General features: G+C 71.0%; 17 protein-coding genes. 12 read left to right on the forward strand and 5 right to left on the reverse strand.

The window, feature by feature from the left end; all coding sequences use genetic code 11:
- Nucleotides 1-166 precede the first annotated feature (166 nt).
- A complete protein-coding gene (locus tag ACFY36_RS16690; protein ID WP_499746859.1) occupies nucleotides 167-1,216 on the forward strand; it encodes a LacI family DNA-binding transcriptional regulator in 1,050 nt (349 codons plus the stop codon).
- Nucleotides 1,217-2,056: 840 nt separating this feature from the next.
- On the opposite strand, the gene ACFY36_RS16695 is transcribed toward ACFY36_RS16690, so the two are convergent.
- Nucleotides 2,057-3,067 (reverse strand): GNAT family N-acetyltransferase, encoded by a 1,011-nt coding sequence (locus ACFY36_RS16695; protein ID WP_499746860.1) that lies wholly within the window; start codon nucleotides 3,065-3,067, stop codon nucleotides 2,057-2,059.
- A gap of 148 nt (nucleotides 3,068-3,215) precedes the next feature.
- Here ACFY36_RS16695 and ACFY36_RS16700 point away from each other — a divergent pair, with 148 nt between their 5' ends.
- The 11 genes from ACFY36_RS16700 to tsaA are packed head-to-tail and all read left to right on the forward strand — an operon-like array spanning nucleotide 3,216 to nucleotide 15,492.
- Nucleotides 3,216-3,986 carry a polysaccharide deacetylase family protein gene (locus ACFY36_RS16700; RefSeq protein WP_499746861.1) on the forward strand — a complete coding sequence of 257 codons (771 nt, stop codon included), beginning with the start codon at nucleotides 3,216-3,218 and terminating at the stop codon, nucleotides 3,984-3,986.
- Nucleotides 3,979-5,121, forward strand: coding sequence for an aminotransferase class I/II-fold pyridoxal phosphate-dependent enzyme (locus ACFY36_RS16705; protein WP_499746862.1), 1,143 nt, complete (start codon nucleotides 3,979-3,981; stop codon nucleotides 5,119-5,121). The genes ACFY36_RS16700 and ACFY36_RS16705 overlap by 8 nt, the downstream gene beginning before the upstream one ends.
- Before the next feature lie 6 nt (nucleotides 5,122-5,127).
- Nucleotides 5,128-6,324 (forward strand): glycosyltransferase family 4 protein, encoded by a 1,197-nt coding sequence (locus ACFY36_RS16710; RefSeq protein WP_499746863.1) that lies wholly within the window; start codon nucleotides 5,128-5,130, stop codon nucleotides 6,322-6,324.
- 1 nt (nucleotide 6,325) lies between these two features.
- A complete protein-coding gene (locus ACFY36_RS16715) occupies nucleotides 6,326-8,245 on the forward strand; it encodes a tyrosine-protein kinase domain-containing protein (RefSeq protein ID WP_499746864.1) in 1,920 nt (639 codons plus the stop codon).
- A complete protein-coding gene (locus ACFY36_RS16720; RefSeq protein WP_499746865.1) occupies nucleotides 8,238-9,503 on the forward strand; it encodes a lipopolysaccharide biosynthesis protein in 1,266 nt (421 codons plus the stop codon). The genes ACFY36_RS16715 and ACFY36_RS16720 overlap by 8 nt, the downstream gene beginning before the upstream one ends.
- A gap of 20 nt (nucleotides 9,504-9,523) precedes the next feature.
- Nucleotides 9,524-10,714 (forward strand): O-antigen ligase family protein, encoded by a 1,191-nt coding sequence (locus ACFY36_RS16725; protein ID WP_499746866.1) that lies wholly within the window; start codon nucleotides 9,524-9,526, stop codon nucleotides 10,712-10,714.
- Nucleotides 10,711-11,832, forward strand: a complete 1,122-nt coding sequence (locus tag ACFY36_RS16730) for a hypothetical protein (RefSeq protein WP_499746867.1) — start codon at nucleotides 10,711-10,713, stop codon at nucleotides 11,830-11,832. Before ACFY36_RS16725 ends, ACFY36_RS16730 begins: the two co-directional genes overlap by 4 nt.
- The gene (locus ACFY36_RS16735) at nucleotides 11,829-12,866 is read left to right on the forward strand and encodes a GNAT family N-acetyltransferase (RefSeq protein WP_499746868.1); all 1,038 of its coding nucleotides are present in this window, start codon (nucleotides 11,829-11,831) and stop codon (nucleotides 12,864-12,866) included. Before ACFY36_RS16730 ends, ACFY36_RS16735 begins: the two co-directional genes overlap by 4 nt.
- Before the next feature lie 9 nt (nucleotides 12,867-12,875).
- Nucleotides 12,876-14,081 (forward strand): FAD-dependent monooxygenase, encoded by a 1,206-nt coding sequence (locus tag ACFY36_RS16740; RefSeq protein WP_499746869.1) that lies wholly within the window; start codon nucleotides 12,876-12,878, stop codon nucleotides 14,079-14,081.
- Nucleotides 14,074-15,075: a GNAT family N-acetyltransferase gene (locus tag ACFY36_RS16745; RefSeq protein WP_499746870.1), complete on the forward strand. Its 1,002-nt coding sequence runs from the start codon at nucleotides 14,074-14,076 to the stop codon at nucleotides 15,073-15,075. The genes ACFY36_RS16740 and ACFY36_RS16745 overlap by 8 nt, the downstream gene beginning before the upstream one ends.
- A 27-nt stretch (nucleotides 15,076-15,102) precedes the next feature.
- Nucleotides 15,103-15,492 (forward strand): tRNA (N6-threonylcarbamoyladenosine(37)-N6)-methyltransferase TrmO, encoded by a 390-nt coding sequence (gene tsaA, locus ACFY36_RS16750; protein WP_499746871.1) that lies wholly within the window; start codon nucleotides 15,103-15,105, stop codon nucleotides 15,490-15,492.
- A gap of 120 nt (nucleotides 15,493-15,612) precedes the next feature.
- On the opposite strand, the gene ACFY36_RS16755 is transcribed toward tsaA, so the two are convergent.
- Genes ACFY36_RS16755 through ACFY36_RS16770 form a run of 4 tightly spaced genes read right to left on the reverse strand, consistent with a single transcriptional unit; the run spans nucleotide 15,613 to nucleotide 20,363 of the window.
- The gene (locus ACFY36_RS16755) at nucleotides 15,613-16,677 is read right to left on the reverse strand and encodes a hypothetical protein (RefSeq protein ID WP_499746872.1); all 1,065 of its coding nucleotides are present in this window, start codon (nucleotides 16,675-16,677) and stop codon (nucleotides 15,613-15,615) included.
- Nucleotides 16,667-17,275: a sugar transferase gene (locus ACFY36_RS16760; RefSeq protein ID WP_499746873.1), complete on the reverse strand. Its 609-nt coding sequence runs from the start codon at nucleotides 17,273-17,275 to the stop codon at nucleotides 16,667-16,669. Before ACFY36_RS16760 ends, ACFY36_RS16755 begins: the two co-directional genes overlap by 11 nt.
- On the reverse strand, nucleotides 17,275-18,528 hold the full coding sequence (locus ACFY36_RS16765; RefSeq protein WP_499746874.1) for a nucleotide sugar dehydrogenase: 1,254 nt from the start codon (nucleotides 18,526-18,528) through the stop codon (nucleotides 17,275-17,277). The genes ACFY36_RS16760 and ACFY36_RS16765 overlap by 1 nt, the downstream gene beginning before the upstream one ends.
- Complete coding sequence (locus tag ACFY36_RS16770; protein WP_499746875.1) at nucleotides 18,525-20,363, reverse strand: polysaccharide biosynthesis protein; 1,839 nt, start codon at nucleotides 20,361-20,363, stop codon at nucleotides 18,525-18,527. The genes ACFY36_RS16765 and ACFY36_RS16770 overlap by 4 nt, the downstream gene beginning before the upstream one ends.
- Nucleotides 20,364-20,498: the final 135 nt, after the last annotated feature.

Here is a 20,498-nt window from a genome sequence, read left to right on the forward strand (position 1 = left end):
GGCTTGCAGCGCGGTTGATCGTCAGCTACGAATAAGCACTGCTCATGGCGCTTGGCCAGACATCGGCCTGTGTCGCTGGTGTTGCGGGGACGTTAGCAAGTGCTTGCAATGAATGGAAGAGCTTGCAGGAACTCGCCGGCAACACGGCGGCACTAGAGTTGTCGCCATGCGTGCACGGATGGCCGACATCGCCCGTCAGGCCCAGGTCAGTGAGGCGACGGTCTCGCGTGTCATCAACGACCGCCCGGGGGTGTCACACGAGACCCGCCAGGCGGTGCTCACCGCTCTCGATGTCCTCGGCTACGAGCGGCCCGAGAGGCTGCGCAAACGCAGCGCCGGCCTGGTCGGCCTGGTCGTGCCCGAGCTCGACAACCCGATCTTCCCGGCCTTCGCCCAGGTGATCGAGTCGACGCTGGCCCAGCAGGGCTACACGCCGGTGCTCTGCACCCAGTCCCCCGGCGGCGTCACCGAGGACGAATACGTCGAGATGCTGCTCGACCGGCAGGTCTCCGGCATCGTGTTCGTCTCCGGCCTGTCGGCCGACACGACCGCCGACCACGCCCGATATCAGCGCCTGCTCGACCGGCCGCTGCCCATCGTGCTGGTCAACGGATACGCGGAGGGCATCGAGGCGCCGTTCGTCTCCTGCGACGACCGCCTGGCCGGCGACCTGGCGGTGACCCACCTGGTGACGCTGGGCCACACGCGGATCGGCATGATCTCGGGCCCGCACCGCTTCATCTCCACCCAGCGCAAGCTGGCCGGCTACCGCCAGGCTATGCAGCGCGAGCTGGGCGTGGCCGACACGGCGGTGGACCCGCTGGTGTCGCTGACGTTGTTCGGCGTCGAGGGAGGAGAGGTGGCAGCCGACCGCCTGCTGGCGATGGGCGTGACCGGCCTGGTCTGCGGCTCGGACCTGATGGCGCTGGGTGCGATCAGGGCGGCCCGCCGCCGGGGCTTGTCGGTGCCGGGCGACGTGTCGGTGATCGGCTTCGACGACTCACCGTTGATCGCCTTCACCGACCCACCATTGACCACACTGCGCCAGCCGGTCACGGCTATGGCGGTGGCAGCGGTCCGCTCCTTGATGGACGAGATCAACGGCCACGGAGCCCCCCACTCGGAATACCTGTTCCGCCCCGAACTGGTAGTCCGCGACTCCTCGGCGATCGCCCCCAAACGTCGCACGATCCCCGCCAACACTCCAGCCGCCTGACCGCACACGGCTCGAGGAGCCGCCGGGAGGCGCGGTCCGCCGGCCAACACCGCGCCGCCCGGCACCGCTCCTGACGACACCCGGCCTCCCGGTGCCTTCTGCTACCGGATCGGTGCAAGTTCTTTCAGAGTCTGCTGAATTTCTCACCGAGCAGATGAAGGACCGAGTTCGTACGTGCGCCGTTGGACGCTGAGCCGCCACACCGGGTGGGCGAACCGCGACACGGCGAGGCTCGGCAAGAAAGTGACCGCCATTGGCTGGAAAACCGGATCGTCCTACTGGATGGGGCCGCGAGACCCGATCCGGGCGTGCCTCGCCGGAGACCGAGCGGCCGTCGACCCTGGGGCGGCGGTCTTCCACCCGGGGGCGGCGGCCTTCCCACCCGTGAGCGGCGGCCTTCCACCCGGGGGCGACGGCCTTCCACCCGGGGGCGGCGGTCTTCCACCCGGGGGCGGCGGTCTTCCACCCGGGGGCGACGGCCTTCCACCCGGGGGCGACGGTCTTCCGCCCGTGAGCGGGCGAACCGCAAGCCTGCAAACCGCGGCGCGGGAACCGAGCCGATGCTCGTGCTGGGCAGTTGGCAGACGAACCGCAGGCAGACGAACTCGGCACGGCGAGAGCACGCGAGAAGTGCCTACCCGGGCACCCACTCGTCAGGGCGCTCGGGCACACCGTCGCGCTCGAGGTTTTTCTTCAGCTGCGATGGCGGCGGTTCGGCACCGAGGAGAGCGTGGCCCGGATGGCGATTCCTGTGATGGCACGCCGATTCGGAAGCGGGGTGAAGCAGCGGCCGGCGGACCGGTGGGCAGAAGTGTCGCTTGTCGTGACCCGTCAGGCTGGTTAGCGGGCTCGGGTCAGGCGGGCTGTGGCTCGCTGTTTGAAGGCGAAGCCCTGTTTCGCGGCGTCTCGTAGGCCCGCCACCAAAGAGGAGCGGGAGCGGCGGGCCCATGGGACCGGGACCTCAGCCGTGCCGTATTTCGCCTTGTATGTGTTGCCGCCTACGAAGTCGAACTCTGTCAAAGCCCGCTTGCGGGCCCAGCGCAGCGCGTGCCAGATGAGGGCCTCGTTGGGGCGGGACAGCTGGTCGGCTCGGTAGCTCGCGCCGCCCCAGAAGTACATGGTTCGGTGGTGCCACGGCAGGATCGCGGTGGCTATGCATCGGCCGGCGGCGTCCCGGGCTCGCAGGAGCAACAGGTTTCCGGACGGGCCTACGCATGACATTAATGATCGGACGCGGTCAATGGGATATGTGGGCACCAGATTCTGTTTGGCGAATACGTCGCGGAGCTGATCGTAGAATTCAGCGGCGAATGACGGGTCGTCGGGGGGAACCTCCTCGATGACGACGCCGGATTTCGTGGCCTTGCGGATATTGCGGCGGCAAGCGCTCGCCATCGCGGCGAACAGGTCGTCCTCGGGTGGGGCCAGGGAGATCACCGCGGTCGGGGCCGTGTCCCACTGGAGGCCCAGGCCTCCCAGGTCGTCCACGGTCAGGTGGCGGTCGCGGATCTCCAGGTGGGCGCAGCCCAGGTCGTCGAAGGCGAACGGCATCAACGCCTCGAGGGCCTCTCGGCGGGGCACGCCGGGGCGGAGCATGAAACCGGCGTACGACGTGGTCCAGCCGGCCATCGGGCTGCCCAGGATGCGCAGGCCGAAGCGCCTGCTCACCAGGCCGGTGAAGTGGCCGACGGTCCCGTGGCCGTCCTCGGCCACGGCCAGCACCGGGGTCGCACCCTGGGCCTCGGCCACGAAGCGCAACCAGGGCCGCGTGTGGAAGATCAGGCGGTCGTCGTACGTGGCCCGGTCGGCCCAGAGCGCGGCCGTCGGCTCCACCCGTCGCAATCGCAGCATGGAAATCACCATGCGCTCGGGTTCAATGACAAATCAAGGGCGTGAAGGATTCTCACGTTCTTGATGACAAATGCTACTGACGCCCCCGGACGGCCATTTGGGAAGGTCGAAGTCATTCCCGGTCGACGATCATTTACGGGAGGGTCCGATGCAGACGCCGACCACCCTCAAACGGCGCCTGAACGAGCTCGAACTGCGCCGGCGGCTGCGGGCACGGCCCCGGCTCCAAGGGCGGATCCTCGCGCCGGCCGGCCTGTTCAAGCGGCTGCCGGACACGGCCGGACTCTATTTTCCCTTCTACCACGACGTTCCGGCCGAGTTCGCCGGTGACCTGCGCCGCCACCTGCGCGCCTTCCGGCGGTGCGGTCCGATGGTGAGCTGGGACGACGCGCTGGAGATCCTCGCCGGGCGCAAAGCCCTGGACGGCCCGGTCTTCTGCCTCTCCTTCGACGACGGCCATCTGAGCTGGCGTGACGTCGTGGTGCCGATCCTCCTCGAGGAGCAGGCGCCGGCCACCTTCTTCCTCACCACCGGGCTGGTGGGCCGGCCCGGCAACCTCACCTGGTCGGACTGCCGGGGCATCGCGGCCGCCGGCTTCGCCTTCGGCTCGCACACCATCACCCACCATCGGCTCGCCGATCAGAGCGGGGCCGAGGTCGTACGGGAACTGACCGCCTCCAAACGCGAGATCGAGGATGAGCTTTCCGTGGAGGTGAAAGACTTCGCCGCGCCGTACGGGAACCCGGCCGTCGACTACGGCGAGCGCGAGGTGACCGCGGCCCGCGAGGCCGGGTATCGGAGCTTCGCCTCCACCCTGCGCCCGGCCATGCGCCCGGGCGGTCCCGTGATGGGCATCCACCGGCAGGGGCTGCACCCGGCGTGGCCACTGTGGGCAGTCAGGACGCGGGTCCATGCCTGACACGCGGATCTACCTCTCCCCGCCCGACGTCGGCGACGTGGAGCGCAAGCTGCTGCTGGAGGCGTTCGACTCCAACTGGGTGGCGCCGGTCGGTCCCGATCTGGACGCCTTCGAGGCGCAGGTGGCCGAGCTCATCGGCGTACGCCACGCGGTCGCCCTCAGCAGCGGCACCGCCGCCCTGCACCTCGCGCTGGCCGCGGCCGGGGTCCGGCACGGCGACACGGTGCTGGTGCCCTCGTTCACCTTCGCCGCCACCGCGAACGCGGTGATGTATCTCGGCGCCCGCCCGGTCTTCATCGACAGCACCGCCGAAAGCTGGAACGTCGACCCGGCGCTGGTCGTCGAGGAGCTGCGCCGTCGCTGCGCCAAGGGAAAACCGCCGCGCGCGGTGATCGCGGTCGACATGTACGGGCAGTGCGCCGACTACGCTCCCCTGCTCGACGCGTGCGACCGCTACGGCGTGGCGCTCATCGAGGACGCGGCGGAGGCGCTCGGGGCCTCGTACAAGCAGAAGCCCGCCGGGTCTTTCGGGCTGGCCGGGATCCTCTCGTTCAACGGCAACAAAATCATCACCACCGGCGGGGGCGGCATGCTCGTCACCGACGACGACCGGACGGCCGCCCGCACAAGGCATCTGGCCACCCAGGCCCGCGAACCGCTGCCGTACTACGAACACCGCGCGGTCGGCTACAACTACCGCCTCAGCAACCTGCTCGCCGCGGTCGGCCGGGGCCAGCTCCAGCGCCTCGGCTCGATGATCGCCGCCCGCCGCGAGACCGGCCGTTACTACCGCGCCGCCCTCGGCGACCTGCCCGGGCTGAGCTTCATGCCGATCGCCGGCTACGGCGAGTCGAACTGGTGGCTCACCTGCCTGCTGGTCGACGCCGAGCGGTTCGGCGCGGGCCGCGACCGGATCCTCGACCGGCTGGCCGCGCACGACATCGAGGCCCGGCCGACCTGGAAGCCGATGCATCTCCAGCCGGTCTTCTCCGACTGCGTGACCCGCGGCGGCGAGGTCAGCGCCGGGCTGTTCCGCCGCGGGCTGTGCCTGCCGAGCGGGTCGGCGCTCACCGAGCACGACCGGGAACGCGTCGTGGACGTCGTCCGCGCGGTAGCGGCCGAGCAGAAGGGGTGAGCGCGGGTGCGCATCGTCTACATCCACCAGTACTACTGCAATCCGCGGATGGCCGGCGGCATCCGCTCCTACGAGCAGGCCCGGCGGCTCGTCGCCCGGGGGCACGAGGTCCACGTCATCACGACCGACATCACCGGCGTCTCCCGCCTGGGCTGGAGGCGTACGGATGATGACGGCATCCAGGTGCACTGGTTCGCCGTCCCCTACAACAACGAGATGTCGTACGGCCGGAGGTTGCTGGCCTTCGCGGAATTCATGGTGCTGGCGGCGGCCAAGGCGGCCGCCCTCAAAGCGGACCTGGTCTTCGCGACCAGCACGCCGCTCACAGTCGCGGTACCCGGCGTACTCGCCGCCAAGCTACGCCGGGTGCCGTTCGTCTTCGAGGTGCGCGACCTCTGGCCGGAGGTGCCGATCGAGATGGGCGCGCTGCGAAATCCGCTGACGCGCCGGCTCGCCGGGGCTCTCGCCAACTTCGCCTATCGCAACGCCAAGGAGGTGGTGGCGCTCTCGCCGGGCATGGCGGCCGGGATCGCGGCCCGCCGGCCGTCCACGAGAACGACGGTGATCCCGAACGCGGCCGATCTCTCCCTCTTCGAGGTCGACGACCTGGAGGTGAAGAAGTTCCGCGAGGAGCACCGGTGGCTCGGTGACCGGCCGCTGATCGTCTACACCGGAGCGCTGGGCGCGGTGAACGGCGTCTCGTATCTGGTCGAGGCGGCGCGATCGATGGACCCGTCGATCCAGATTTTGATCGTCGGGCACGGCCGGGAGTGGGAGTCGACGCGGTCGCTGGCCGCCGAACACGGTCTGCTGGACGTCACGGTGCACATGTGGGAGAAGGTCCCGAAGTCCGAACTGCCGGTGATTCTGGGCGCGGCAACGCTCTCCACGAGCTTCGTACGGCCGATCCCCGCCCTGTGGGACAACTCGGCCAACAAGTTCTTCGACGCCCTGGCCGCGGGACGGCCGATCGCCATCAACTACGGCGGGTGGCAGGCCGATCTGTTGCGCGGCACCGGCGCCGGGCTCGTGCTGGATCCGGTGGACACGTCCGCCGCGGCGGCGGCCCTCGAGGCGCACTGCCGGGATGAGGCGTGGCTTTCCCGGGCGCGCGAGGCGGCGTACACCCTGGCGGTCGAAAGGTTCTCCCGCGAGAAACTCTTCGAGCAGTTCGAGGCCGTGCTCGACCGAGCGGCGGCCTAGCGTGGAACTCCGCGAATACGCGCGGGCGTGCCGGCGCGGCTGGGTCTGGATCGTCGTGCCGGTGCTGCTGGCGGCCGGGCTGGCCGCCACATTGACGTTGAGCCGGCCGCCCGCGTATCGGTCGTCGATGGTGTTGTTCGTGACCACCGGGGCGGACGACGCCGACACCGGGGCGAGCCGGCTCAACTCCTACATCGCGCTGCTGACCGGGCCACGGGTGGCACAGGGCGTGGTGGACAAGGCCGGAGCGGGCCTGACGGTCAAAGGGGTGACCGAAAACCTGACGGCGCGGGTCGAGGACGGCACGGACCTGCTGGTGGTCACGGCCACCGATCCGTCGGCCGAGCGGAGCCGGGCCATCGTGCGCACGGCCACGGCCGAGCTGATGGCGCTGGTGCGAAGGCTGGGGCCGGCGCCGGCGGTGTCGATCGCCCAGGACGCGGTGACGACGAGAGAGCCGGACGGCCTCGTACGCAACGCCGGATTCTCCGCGGTCCTCGGCCTCCTGATCGGCGCGATCGTGGTGGCGGTCCGCGAGGCGACACGCAAGAAGGTGAGCGAGGAGGACGACCTGCGCCGCCTCGGCATCGGCACGGTCGGGGTGATAGCGATCGGCAGCCGCTACGGCCGCAACGCCAAGCCGGACGAGGAGCTGGCCGAGGCGTTCCGGAAACTGCGGAGTCTGCTCCCGGCGCTGGACGGGGGCACGTCGCTGTTGCTGACGGGGGCCAACCGCAAGGAGGGTACGACGGCGGTGGCGTGCGGCCTGGCGATAGCGATGGCCGAGACGGGCGCGCGGGTGTTGCTGGTCGACGCGAACCTGCGCTCGCCCGGGGTGGGGCGTTACCTGTCGCTGGAGCCGGGGCCGGGCCTGGCCGAGGTGCTGGCGGGCACGGCGACGGTGCCGGAGGTGCTGCACAACCCGCTGGACGGCCGGCTGACGGTGTTGCCGCCGGGCACGCACACGCCCGACCCGGGCGAGGCGCTGGCGTCGCCGCGGCTGGGGGCGACGATGGACGAGCTGAGCCGCCGCTTCGACGTGGTGCTGGTGGACGCGCCGCCGTTGAACGGCACGGCCGACGCGACGGTGCTGAGCAAGGTGACGGACGGGGCGCTGTTGGTGGTGCGGGCCAACCGGACGCGGGCGACCGAGGTGCAGCGCTCGGCCGACCTGCTGGAGCGGGTGGGTGCGCATCTGGTGGGTGCGGTCCTGAACGCCCTGCCGCGCCGTCTGCCGACGGGTGCGATCCGTCACCGGCCGCCGCAGGTGCCGGCCGACAGTCCCAGCCTGATCCAGACGTTGGTGGGCGGGCCGTCGGACGACGAGGAGACGTCGGTCGGTCTCGTGCCGGCCTATCCGGCGACGGTGCAAGGCCGGGCCCGCGCTCCGCAGCCGGCCGATGTGGAGGAGCCGATCTCCACCTCTCCGGCCATTCCGGCGGGTATTCCTCCGTTCGTGCCGACGGTCGTTCGCGCGACCGCTCATGTATCCCCTCCCAGCGCGCACCCCGACGTCGACGCTGCTCCGGAAGGCGACGGCCCGCTGATCGCGCGGGGCACGGCCCATGTTCGAGAGTCCGTGTCGCCCGACAAATCCGACATGGGCGACGTACGGAGTGGGGGCGGTGAAGAGCCTGTGGCCGGAGAGCGCGAGAACGCCAGAGATGTTGAGGACGCCCGCGATCTGGAGAGCCCCGGGGACGGCGACGGCGCCAGCGACAACCGCGACGGCGGGCCTGAGGGCGAAAGCCGGGGCGACGGCGAGAGCCGGGGCGAGGACAACCGCGAGGGCGACAGCAGTCGGGGCGGTGAGGGCGAGAGCGACCGCGAACTCGACGGCGAGCTTGTGGGTGAGGGTGAGGGCGGCCGGAGCGCCGGCGGTGAGCGGGCTGTGGGTGAGGCGGAGCTTCGCGATGAGTGAGCTGGCGGAGCGGCCCGTGGTGGCGGTGGAGGCCGGCGCCCGTGGGCGTGCGGGCTGGCTCCGGGGGCAGCTGCGGGAGCCGTACATCAAGCTCTTCGCCTCTCAGCTTCTCGTGGGCGGTGTGGCCATGGTGGCCAACGTGCTCATGGTTCGGGCTCTCACGCCCTCGCATCGCGGTGAAGTGGCGCTGCTGCTCCAAGTGGTCTATCTGTCCACGCAGGTTCTGCTGCTGGGGACCGAGCGGAGCTTCGTCGCCGCCTACCACGACACCACGCCCTTGGCGGGCGTTCGGGCCTACGCTCGGCTGCTCGCCGTTCCCGGTGGCATCGGGCTCGCCGTGGCCGTCGGCTTCGCCGTCATGGCGCCGGCCGAGCTCGATCCCGGCGCTGTGGTCGTCGCGCTCATCGCCGCCTACGCGCTTGTCGAAACCTGCGGTCTCGCCATCCGGTCGATCGCTATCGCGGCCGGGCGGGTCACCGACTTCCTCGTGCTGCGGGTCGTCGAGGCCGTTCTGCTTCTGACGCTCTTGGTGACGCTCTACCTGGCCGGCGTCACCCGGCCCGAGGCCTGGATCCTCGGCTATCTCATCGCCGGGGTGCTGCCGACCGGGACCTACCTCCTCCTCTGGCTTCGGGGCGCGCCCGGGCCCCGGCTCGACCAGAACCGGCTGGTGCGCCGGGAAGGCATCGCGCTGTTCCCGGCCGCGCTGTCGAACATGGCCATGCTGCGGGTCGACCGGCTGGCCCTGCCGGCGATCGCCTCCACGTCGGCGCTGGGGCTCTACGCCAGTGTGTCGACGATGACCGAGTTGCTGGCCTGGCCGGTGCGGGCGTACGCCGACTCGCGGCTGGGGCGGTGGCGGGTGGCGCACCGGGACGGGACGTTGCGGAGCCGGCCCCTGGTGCTGGCGGCTAGCCTCTACTGCTTGGTGGTGGCGCCGATCGCGGCCGCCGGGCTGTTCCTGCTCATCGTCCCGGTGTTCGGGGAGGCGTACGCGCCGGCCAAGGGCATCGTGGTGCCGCTCGTCGCGGCGGCCGGGCTCTACGCGGTCTCGCGGGTCAGCCTGGGGCTGCTCATCGCGAAGGGGCGGGGCGGGCTGGTCTCGGCCGCCGAGATCACCGGCTTCGGCGTGAGCTTCGCCGGCTATCTGCTGCTGATCCCGCCGTACGGCATCGTCGGCGCCGCCTACGGGTCGCTCGCCGGTTACGGGGCCTGCCTGCTGTTCGCCCTGTTCGCCAACCGCCGGGATCCGTCGTGACGTGGGTCTGGCATCCTCGCGTGCTCCTCGCCCCGGGCCTGGTGCTCGTCCTGGTGGCCATCGGCGGGCGGTACACGCTGGACCGGGCCGGCTTCGCCGATCTCGCCTGGGTGGATCTGCGGGTCATCGGGCTCGCCGTCGGCCTGGTGGCGCTCACCGTCGACGTCGCGCGGCGGCCGCGCGGGGAACAGTCGCCTGCGCGTCGCGAGGGATGGCTCGTCGCGGCCACGCTCTTCTTCGTCTTCCAGATCGCGTCGGGGCTGTGGGCGCCGGAAGCGGCCCGGGCCGGGCCGCAGACGCTCGATCTGGTGCTGATGACGGCGCTCATTCTGGCCTTCTATCTGTACGCCACGGGGGATCCGGACGCGGTCATCCGCACGGCCTTCGTGCTCTTCTACGTCGCCGCGATCCTGTTCGCCCTGGCCGCCCTCGCGGCCGGGCCGGGCGAGCAGGGGCGCTACTCGGCGTTCGGCGGCGGGCCCAACGTCTTCGTCCGCGTCCAGCTGCTCGGGGTCATCAGCGCGATCGCCCTGACGATGCTCACCGGGCGGCGGCTGCCCCTGGTGGCCGTTCCGCTCTTCCTGCTGACGGCCGTGCTCTCCGGGTCGCGGGCCGGGCTGCTGGCGGGGATCGTCGTCGGGGCGGCGGCGCTGTGGAAGATCCGCGGCCGGCTGAAGGCCGGTGTGGTCGTGGCGGTCTCCGGGGTGCTGGCGGTCGTCGCGGGCGTGATCGGGTTGCTCGCTCCGCCCGCGTTCACCAGCCTGTTCCAGGAGCGGTTCGTCGAGCAGACCGTGCAGGAGCGATATCTGTCCGACCGCACCGACATCTGGGGCGCGGCCTGGCGGCTGGCCGTCGAGCATCCGGTCGCGGGCACCGGGCTCGACGGCTTCTACGGCACGGTCGGCGTCAACCAGCGGGTCGAATATCCGCACAACTACGTGCTCGGCGTCGCCGCCGAGGGCGGGCTCATCGGGATCGGGCTGCTCACCGCGGCGGTGCTGCTGTGGACGGCCACGGTGCGCGGCGGCGGGTTGCGGCCCCGGCTGACCGGGCTGGCCGTGGCGGCGGCCGTGCTGGTCGCCCTGTGCAGCCTCTTCTCCGGCGACTACTACGACGCCCGGCTCTTCTGGCTCTTCGCGGCCCTGGCCGCCGCGGCCGCGGTGACACCGGTCCGGGCTGGGGCCGGGGACAGACAGGCGGCGCCGCTATGAGGCTCACGCGCCGCGCCGCGCTCCTGCTGGCCGCCGGATCGGTGACCGCCGCCTGCGGGCCGGCCGGACCTGAGGACGTACCACCGATGCCGGAACCGATCCCGGAGAGCCCGGCCACCGACGTCGCCGTCAAGCCCGTGTCGCACTGGGCGGCCGTCTTCGCCAAGGGCTGGGATTTCCAGTACGCCAACAGCCTGCCCCAGAGCCGGTCGAGGGACAGCTGGGACCACTACAACCTCTCCTACTCGCTCGACGCCCTCGTCGCGATGTTCCGGGCCACCCGGGAACGCCGCTACCTCGACCGCGCCCTCGAGTTCGCCGAGAACGTCATGGCCGCCGCCGTTCCGTCCAGATCCATTCCGGACAGCCGCTTCAAGGACGGCTACCTCGGCTGGCCCTCGTCGCTGAACGGCGAGGACGGCGACGAGATCCCGCTCTACGAGAGCTACTTCTGGCGCTACGCCACCGGCCTGCTCGTCGCCATGCGGGAATCCGCGATGGTGATGAACGACCGCGGCTACAAGGCCCGGTTCGACCGGCTGCTCACCTTCGCCGCCACCAACGTCTTCACCAAATGGCACGACCGCGGGGCCGACGACTACATCTACCGCGAGCGCACCCACATGGCCGCGCACTGGGCGCTGATCGCCCTGCATCTCGACGTGCTGACGCCGGACACCCGCTACCACGCCGTCCGCAGCGAGATCGACCGCCGGCTGCGCGAGCAGATGCGGCGCAGCCCGGTCGAGCCGACCGCGTACTTCTGGAGCGACGTGTGGGGCTCGGCGAAACGGCCCGGCCAGGACGTCGGTCACGGCAACGGCGTCATGGCGTACGTCATCGAAGCGCGCGACCGCGGCAGCGCCTGGACCGACGCCGACGTGGCGGCCTTCTCGGCCGTGCTGCCCGTGATCTGGCCCGGCGGCCGCGACTACCGGGCCTATGTGGACGGCAGCGGCACCGACAACGGCTGGCTGGCCGACGGTTTCGTGAAGCTGGGCCGTTCGCGCCCGGCGGTCCAGCGGCGGCTGGAGGCACACCAGGTGGTGAACGACCAGTTCGCCGCCAACATGGCGCTCAACGCCCGGATCCTGCAACCCAAGGGGATGACCAGATGACTGTCACCGCGCACGCCGCACTGCTCGACCCGGGAGCCCGGGAGTGGAAGGAGGCTCTCCAGCGGACCGGCCACGACATCTATCACGTCCCCGACTACGTGAGCCTCGACGCGAGCCTGTGCGGCGGCCGCCCGGTGGCGCTCTGGTACGAGGACGCGGGCCGGCACGCGTTACTGCCACTGATCGTGCGGGAGATACCGGGAACGGACCGGCACGACGCCATGTCCCCGTACGGCTATCCCGGCCCCGTCGGCAGCGCCATGCCCGGCGACCGCCTGTTCTGGGAACGGGCCTGCGCCTCGATGGTGGCCACCATGCGCGAGGCCGGGCTGGTGAGCGCTTTCGTACGGATGCACCCGCTCGTGCCGTCGCCGCCGCTGGCCGTGCTGGCCGAATTCGGGACGCTGGTACGGCATGGCGAGACGGTGTCGATGGACCTGACGGTCAGCGTCGAGGAGATGTGGCGGCAGACCCGGGCCGACCACCGCAACCACATCAACCGGGCCCGCCGGGCCGGCACCCGGGTGCTCTTCGACGACTGGGAACGGCTGGCCGAGTGGGTCGCCGTCTACCACGACAACATGCGGCGGGTCGGGGCGCAGCCGTACTACTTCTTCACGTACGAGCATCTGGCCGCCCTGCACGACGCGATCGGCGACCGGATGCACCTGGCCGTCGCGCTCGAGGGCGACGAGGTGGTCGGCGGGAACACCTTCTTCGAGTACGACGGGATCGCCACCGGCTATGTCTCGTCGACCCGCCGGGCCAAACACCGGTACGCCGACGAGTTGCTCTACGACGAGGTGCGCCGCTGGTGCCGGGAACGCGGGGACACGGCGTTCCATCTGGGCGGCGGGCGCGGAGGCCGCAGCGACTCGCTCTTCTCGTACAAGGCCGGCTTCTCGCCGCGGCGACACGCCTTCCACACCTGGCGTGTCATCGCGGACTCGCAGGCGTACCTCCAATTGGTCCGTGACCTGAAGCCGCGGGCCGACCCGGCCGACGTCGCCGGGACGTTCCCGCCCTACCGCTAGGAGGCCTCCATGCGCATCACCTGCGTCGGCGGCGGCCCCGCCGGCCTCTACCTCGCGGTGCTGGCCAAGCTGGCCGACCCGGGTCATCAGATCACCGTGCTCGAGCGCAACCCGCCCGGCGTCACCTACGGCTGGGGCGTGGTGTTCTGGGACGACCTGCTGGACGACCTGTTCCGCTACGACCCGGTCAGCGCGCGGCGGATCTGGGAGGCCGCCTGCAAGTGGGACGAGTACGAGGTCCGCTGCACCGGCAAGGAGGTCACCCACCTGCCCGGATACGGATACAGCCTCGGGCGGCACCGCCTGCTCGACATCCTGTCCGAGCGGGCGGCCGAGCTCGGCGTCGACGTCCGCTACCGCGCCGAGTCGGGCGGCCGGCCCGTGCTGCCACCGGCCGACCTGGTGGTGGCCTGCGACGGCGCCGGCAGCCGCCTGCGCGACCAGGCCGCCGAACACTTCGGCGCCGAGGTCGAGACCGGCCGCAACAAGTACATCTGGCTCGGCACCCCGCGCGTCTTCCGCACTTTCACGTTCGGCTTCGAGCGCACCCACGCCGGCTGGATCTGGTACCACGCCTACCCGTTCTCCCGCGACGCGAGCACCTTCATCGTCGAGTGCACACCCGAGACGTGGACGGCGCTCCAGCTCGACCGCCTCGACGCGGCGGCCGGATGCACGCGCCTGGAGAACATCTTCGCCAAGCACCTGGCCGGGCAGCCCCTCGTCGACCATCGGGCGTCCGCCGGCGGGACGGGCTGGATGAGCTTCCGCCGGGTCACCAACCGGCGCTGGGACCACGGCGTGGTCGCCCTGCTCGGCGACGCCGCCCACACGACACACTTCGCCATCGGCTCCGGCACGAAGCTGGCCATGCAGGACGCGATGGCCCTGTCCGACGCGCTCGCCGCCGACGACTCGCTGCCGGCCGCCCTGGAACGCTACGAGCACCGCCGCCGGTCGGCGCTGGCCCCGCTGCAACGGGCCGCCCTGGCCAGCAGCACCTGGTTCGAGCGGATGCCGTCGTACGCCGACCTGCCGGCCAAGCAGTTCTCGTACGCCCTTTCGAACCGCCGCGGCGACTATCCACTGTGGCGTTACATTCTGCACGTGACCACACAGACCGCGGTCATGCGGGCCATGCTGCGCGGCGCCCTGTCGGCGCGCCGGCGGCATCGCGCGCGGCGCCGCCTATCCGAGAGGGGCACCTATGGCTGAAGCCGCGATAGTGAAGCCGGACGACCGAGCGTGGGCCGACACGCTCTCCCGGGTCCGGCACGACGTCTACCACCTGCCCGAGTACGTGCGGCTCGACGCCGGGTTGTCGGAGACCCGGCCGATCGCTTTCCGGTACGCCGAGGCCGACCGGGTTCTCCTGCTGCCGCTGCTGCTCCGCCGGGTGCCGGACACCGACCTGCACGACGCCGTCTCCCCGTACGGATATCCGGGACCGGTGTCGTCCCTGGAGTTCTATGAAAGAGCGTGGAAGGCCTTTCAAGAGCTCTTGTGTACGCGTGGAGTGGTCACCGCCTTCGTGCGGTTGCATCCGCTGCTGCCCGTTCCCATGGCGCCGCTGGCGGCGGCGGGAACACTGGTCCGCCACGGGGAGACGGTCTCGATCGATCTGACGCTGGGCGCCGAGGAGATCTGGAGCCAGACCCACCGCAGCCACCGCAACCAGATCAACAAGGCCCGCCGGGCCGGCGTCACCGTCGTCTTCGACGACTGGTCCCGCTACGGCGAATGGATAGCGACCTACCACGCGACGATGCGCCGGGTCGGCGCGAGCGAGTTCTACTTCTTCTCCCACAGCTATTTCGAGACGTTGAGGTCCACATTGGAGGACAAGGCGCATCTGGCGGTGGCGCTCTCGGCCGACGGTGAGGTCCTCGGGGGCAACCTGTTCTTCTCGTACGGCGGCATCATCCACACCCACCTGCAGGCGACCCGGGACGGCGAGATCTGGTACGCCGACAAGCTGCTCTACGACGAGGTGCGAACGTGGGGCCGCCAGCAGGGCAACACGGTCTACCACCTCGGCGGCGGCGTGGGCGGGGCGGCCGACTCGCTGTTCCGGTACAAGGCGGCCTTCGGCGACGGCCGCCAGGACTTCCACACCTGGCGCGTCATCACCGATCCGCGGGCGTACGAGAAACTGGCCGGCACACCGACCCCGGAGGCGATGGAGGGCCGCTTCCCGCCCTACCGTTGACGGAGACCCCGCATGCTGGGAGGCGTCATGACGTACGAGATCCGCCCGATCGGCGTTGTCGAGTCGCTCCTGACCGACCCGGGGAGCGCGCCGAAGCAGGGCACCGAAGGCGGACCCGAGGCTTGGCTGGTGTTCGAGCCGGGCGTGGCCGAGGGACTGCGCGACCTCGCGGCCGGAGACGAGGTGGTGGTCCTCACCTGGCTGCATCTCGCCGACCGGGGCATGCTCGTCGTCCGGCCGCGTGACGACCCCCGGAACCCGCTGACCGGGGTCTTCAGCACGCGGTCGGCCGACCGGCCCAATCCGGTCGGGCTGCACCGGGTGCGGGTGGTCGCGATCGACGGCCTCCGCGTGAAGGTGGCCGGCCTGGAAGCAGTCGACGGCACGCCGATCGTCGACGTGAAGCCGGTCCTCTGAGCAGGCGGCTGGAAGCGGTGGCCGGAGCTGACAACATCCTGGATGAGCAGCGGCGGGAGATCCTCGACGAAGCCGCGCTGCTGTGACCGGACGGGTTGGCGCCCTTTGTGACGTCCGAGGTCACCGAGCTGGTCGACCGGGCTTGCCGACTGCGCCGGGGGCGCCGTCAGCGGGCTCGGTGCTCGGCATCAGGACGTCTGCCAGGCGGTGGAGGTCGGATGGGTTGCAACGGTGGTCGACCGGGAGGGTGAGCATTCGGGCGGCCAGGTTCTCGGTCTGTCTGTCGTGGCTTCGGAAAGTGGTCTGGCGCCAATGGACCGGGGCGTAGATCTGGTGCTGGGCCAGGTGTCTCTGCAACGCGTCGCGGGTTTCCTCTGTTCGGCACACCAACTGGAGGCGGAACGGCCTCGGACCGGGTGGCAGAAGATGCCAGTCCGGGGTCTCCGTGGGGAGCAAGGCCAGCAGGGCCTGCGCCCGATCGGTGTCGGTCTTTCGCAAGCCGGCCACGTCGAGGAAGGGCAACGCGGCGGCCGTCGTCGCCGAAGGTGGGGCTGTGCTGCACAACAACGCGCGCTCGCCTTCCTGTTGCAGAGGGCGGAAAGCTTCCCGGGGCACGCCCGCGGCTTTCAGGAGCATGGCCGCCAGCTTGAGGTCACTGCCGGGGCTCGATGGGCCGGTGGCGACCGGGAGGCGGCGGCCCGCCGGGGACCACAGCAGGCCACCGTCGGGCAGGGGCAGGGTCTTGCGGAGGGAGGCCACCGCGTAGGCGGCGGTGCTGTGGCGGGGCCACGCGCCGAACGGGTCGTGCGAGTGGTCCTCGATGACGATGACGCCGGGGTGGGCCTCGATCCACGGCCGCCACTCGGCGCCGTCCTCCCGGGCGAACAGGTTCTGGGCCAGGACCACGTCGCCGGCGACCGCTGGCAACGTGTCCAGGGCGAGAGAATCCGGGACGTGGCGGTACCAGGCGATGGGAACTTCCGCGGCCAGGGACTCGGCCACGCCGGTGCAGTAGTACGACGGGACGAACAGACGGCCCCGTGGGCGCAACAGGCGCAGCAGGGCGTGCAGGGCGCCGCAGGCGGTGGCGAACAGGGAGTGGCGGGCGGGGAGCCAGGACGGCAGGCCCTCGCCGCCCAGAAACGCCGGGTCCCAGTGGAACTCGGAGCCGATGTCAGGCGGCACGGTCGATGTTCAGGTGGTCGACGTGGACGGGGGGCTCGCCTCGGTTCAAGGACGTGAACGTGCGCCACAGGATGCGCAGGTCCAGGGCCGGGGAGCGGTGGTCGACGTACCAGCGGTCGAGGATGAAGCGCTGCGGCCAGTCGATGTCGTCGCGGCCGTTGACCTGGGCCCAGCCGGTGATGCCGGGCTTCACCTCCAGGCGGCGGGCGTCCAGTGCGGAATAGTGGGCCACCTGGGGCAGGACGTCGGGGCGGGGGCCGACCAGCAGCATGTCGCCGCGGACGACGTTCAGGAGCTGGGGCAGTTCGTCGAGGCTGGTGCGGCGCAGGAAACGGCCGCAGCGGGTGATGCGGGGGTCGTTCTCCATCAGGCCGTACGGGTCGGCCATGCCCAGCGCCGACGACATGGCGACCGAGTCGTGGACCATCGAGCGGAACTTCAGCATGCGGAACGGGACGCCGCCGCGGCCGGCCCGGTCCTGGACGAAGAGCACCCCCCGGCCGTCGGAGACGCGGATCCAGACGGCCACGAAGATGATCAGGGGCAGCAGGATCAGCAACGCCGTGAAAGCCACGACCCGGTTGAGGAAGTCCCACATCACAGCGCCTCCACGGTCGGTCCGGTCAGGCAGTGCCGGGTGTCGAGCACGTACGCGGCGTGCGCGGCCACCAGGCTCAGGTCGAAGTCGGAGTGGTCGGCCAGCAGCACCACGGCGTCGGCCCGGGCGACCTCGCCGGCCGTGGCGGCGACCCGGACCACGCGGGGGTCGATGTGCGTGTCCTCGACGACGTGCGGGTCGGCCGCGCACACGTCGGCGCCCATCGACAGCAGCAGGGAGGCGACGCGCCGGGCCGGTGACTCGCGGGCGTCGCCGCTGTCGCGCTTGTAGGCCAGGCCCAGCAGGAGCACGCGGGAGCCGTTCACCGGTTTGCGGCGGTCGTTCAGGGCGGCGACCAGGCGGCGTACCACGTAGTCCGGCATGTGGTTGTTGATGTCGTTGGCCAGCTCGACGAAGCGGAAGCTCTGCCCGAGCGTGCGCTGCACCCGCCACGACAGATACGACGGGTCGATCGGCAGGCAGTGCCCGCCCACGCCGGGGCCGGGGGTGAAGCGCATGAAGCCGAACGGCTTGCTGGACGCGGCGTCGATCGCCTCCCACACGTCGATGCCGAGCTCGTGCGCGAAGACCGCCAGCTCGTTGACGAGGGCGATGTTGACGTGCCGGAACGTGTTCTCCAGCAGCTTGGCCAGCTCGGCCGCCTTGCAGTCGGAGACCGGCACGGTCCGTTCGACGATCGTGCCGTAGAAGGCCTTAATCCGTTGCAGGGACTCGGGATTGATGCCGGATACGACCTTCGGGGTGACCGCCAGGTGCCATTCCCGGTTTCCCGGGTCGATCCGCTCGGGACTGTAGCCGAGATAGAAATCGGTGCCGGCGATCAGGCCGGAGCCCTCCTCGAGGATCGGCGCCACCAGATCGGAGGTGGTGCCCGGATAGGTCGTCGACTCCAGCGCCACCGTGGCGCCGGGCCGCAGATAGCGGGCCAAGGTCCGGGCCGATTCCTTGATGTACGTCAGGTCGGGCGTCCCTTCGCGCAAAGGCGTCGGCACCGCGATGACGGCGACGTCGAAACCCGCGCAGGCGCGCGGATCGCAGGACGGGAGGAACCGGGAGTCGAGCAGCGCGCGCAGCTCGCCCGAGGAGACGTCGTCGACGTACGACTCGCCGGCCGCCAGCCGCTTCACGCGCTCCTCGTCGACGTCGTAACCGACGACCGTGTGCCCGGCCCGGGCCGCCTGGACGGCGAGCGGCAGACCGACGTATCCCTGACCGGCGACGACGACCCTCATGCGATGGGCTCCTTCACGAAGGCGGGGCTGTTGGAGAGCCAGCGCAGGACCGCCACCAGGTCGTGCCGGGGCGCGGCCGGGTCGAGCAGCGACAGCACCGAGCCGTCCAGCGGCGGCACCGGCACCTGCGAGATGAGCGGATGGTGCGGGCGGTTGTCGGGCTCGCCCACGCCGAACAGGCTCTCCTCGAGCTTCTCGCCCGGGCGCAGTCCGGTGTAGACGATCGCCACGTGCCGCTCGGCCGCGTCGGCCAGGCGCTTGGCCACGTCGGCGATGCGGACCGGCTCGCCCATGTCGAGCACAAGCACCTCGCCCGGGCTCTTCAGCGCGCCGGCCTGGATCACCAGGCGTACGGCCTCCTGGACCGTCATGAAGTAGCGGGTGACGTCCGGGTCGGTGACCGTGATCGGGCCGCCCGCCTCGACCTGGGCCGCGAACGCGGTCAGGACCGAGCCCCGGCTGCCCAGCACGTTGCCGAAGCGCACCGAGGAGAAGGCGGCGGCCGCGGTGAGCCGCTCGGTGATGCGCTTGGAGTATCCGAGCACGCTGACCGGGTCGGCCGCCTTGTCGGTGGAGATGTTGACGAGCCGCTCGACGCCGTGGCGCAGCGCGGTCTGCAACACCTGATAGGTGCCGACGATGTTCGTCTTGAGCGCCTCGGAGGGGTGCATCTCCAGCAGCGGCAGGTGTTTGAGGGCGGCGGCGTGGAAGACCACGTGCGGCCGGTGCTCGGTGAAGACCTCGTCGAGGCGCTCGGAGTCGCGGATGTCGGCCACCACCAGGTTGCGGTCGTCGAGCAGGCCGCGGCCGTCCAGGGAGAGCTGCACGGCGTGCAGGCCGGACTCGTCGCGGTCGAGCATCACCAGGCGGTCCGGGTGGAAGCGGGCGACCTGGCGGCACAGCTCGGAGCCGATCGACCCGCCGGCCCCGGTGACCAGCACCCGGCGGCCCTCGAGATAGCCGGCCACGGCGGCCAGGTCGATGCCGATCTCGCGGCGGCCGAGCAGGTCGGCGTGGGTGACCGGGCGGATGTCGTCGACGCTGACCGTGCGGCCGAACAGCTCCACCACCGGCGGCACGACCTTGACGTCCACGTTCATCGGGGCGGCGGCCTCGGTGAGCTCGCGGATCAGCTCGGCGCCGGCGCTGGGAATGGCGATGAGCACGGAATGCGCGCCGTAGCGGCGGACCACGTCGGCCAGCGCGCGCCGGGTGCCGGCCACCGGCACGCCCATGATCTGCAGGGTGCGCTTGGCCGGGTCGTCGTCGAGCAGGGCGACCGGCACGTACGGGCTGGAGGGGCTGCGCAGCATCGACCGGACGGCCTGGGCGCCGCCCTCCCCCGCGCCCATCACCACCACCCGCACGCCGTGTTCGGGTGAGGGCCGCAGTCTCTGGTCCCGCAGCAGCCGTACGGCGTAGCGCACCCCGGCCGCCAGCACCAGCGCGATCAGCCCGGCGCCGATGATGGCCGACCGGGGCACGAGCCGGCCGAGCAGCGTGTCGAGGACGAACAGGACCGGCGTGGTGACCGCGAGGGTCTTGGCCACCGCGGCGATCTCCTCGAAGCAGCCGTACTGCCAGCGGCCGGTGTAGAGGCCCGACCAGGAGCCGGCGGCGGCCAGCACGACGGCGGCGACCGCGGACAGGACGGCCAGGCCGGTCAGGTCGACCTCGGCCAGGTTGCCGTCGTGCCGCAGCAGGGTGGCGATCAGCAGCGCCAGCGCCAGCGCGGCGGCGTCGGCGCCGGCCCGCGCGGCCCGGCCGGGAAGGACACCGGCCCGGGCCCGGCGGCTGGGGTCGTCGGTGACCTCGCGCGCCGTGGTCACAACCATGGATTCCTCCCGGAAATAGCGCGGGGAATGCGCTTTCAAAGGCTCCCAGTCGCTATCTCACGGACACAGTGGCAATTGTCACGAGCGACGCGAGAATCTCTCGCATTGCGCATTACATGGCCGTGAGCTGGGGTT

Source organism: Actinoplanes sp. NPDC000266 (assembly GCF_042899005.1).
GTDB lineage: Bacteria > Actinomycetota > Actinomycetes > Mycobacteriales > Micromonosporaceae > Actinoplanes.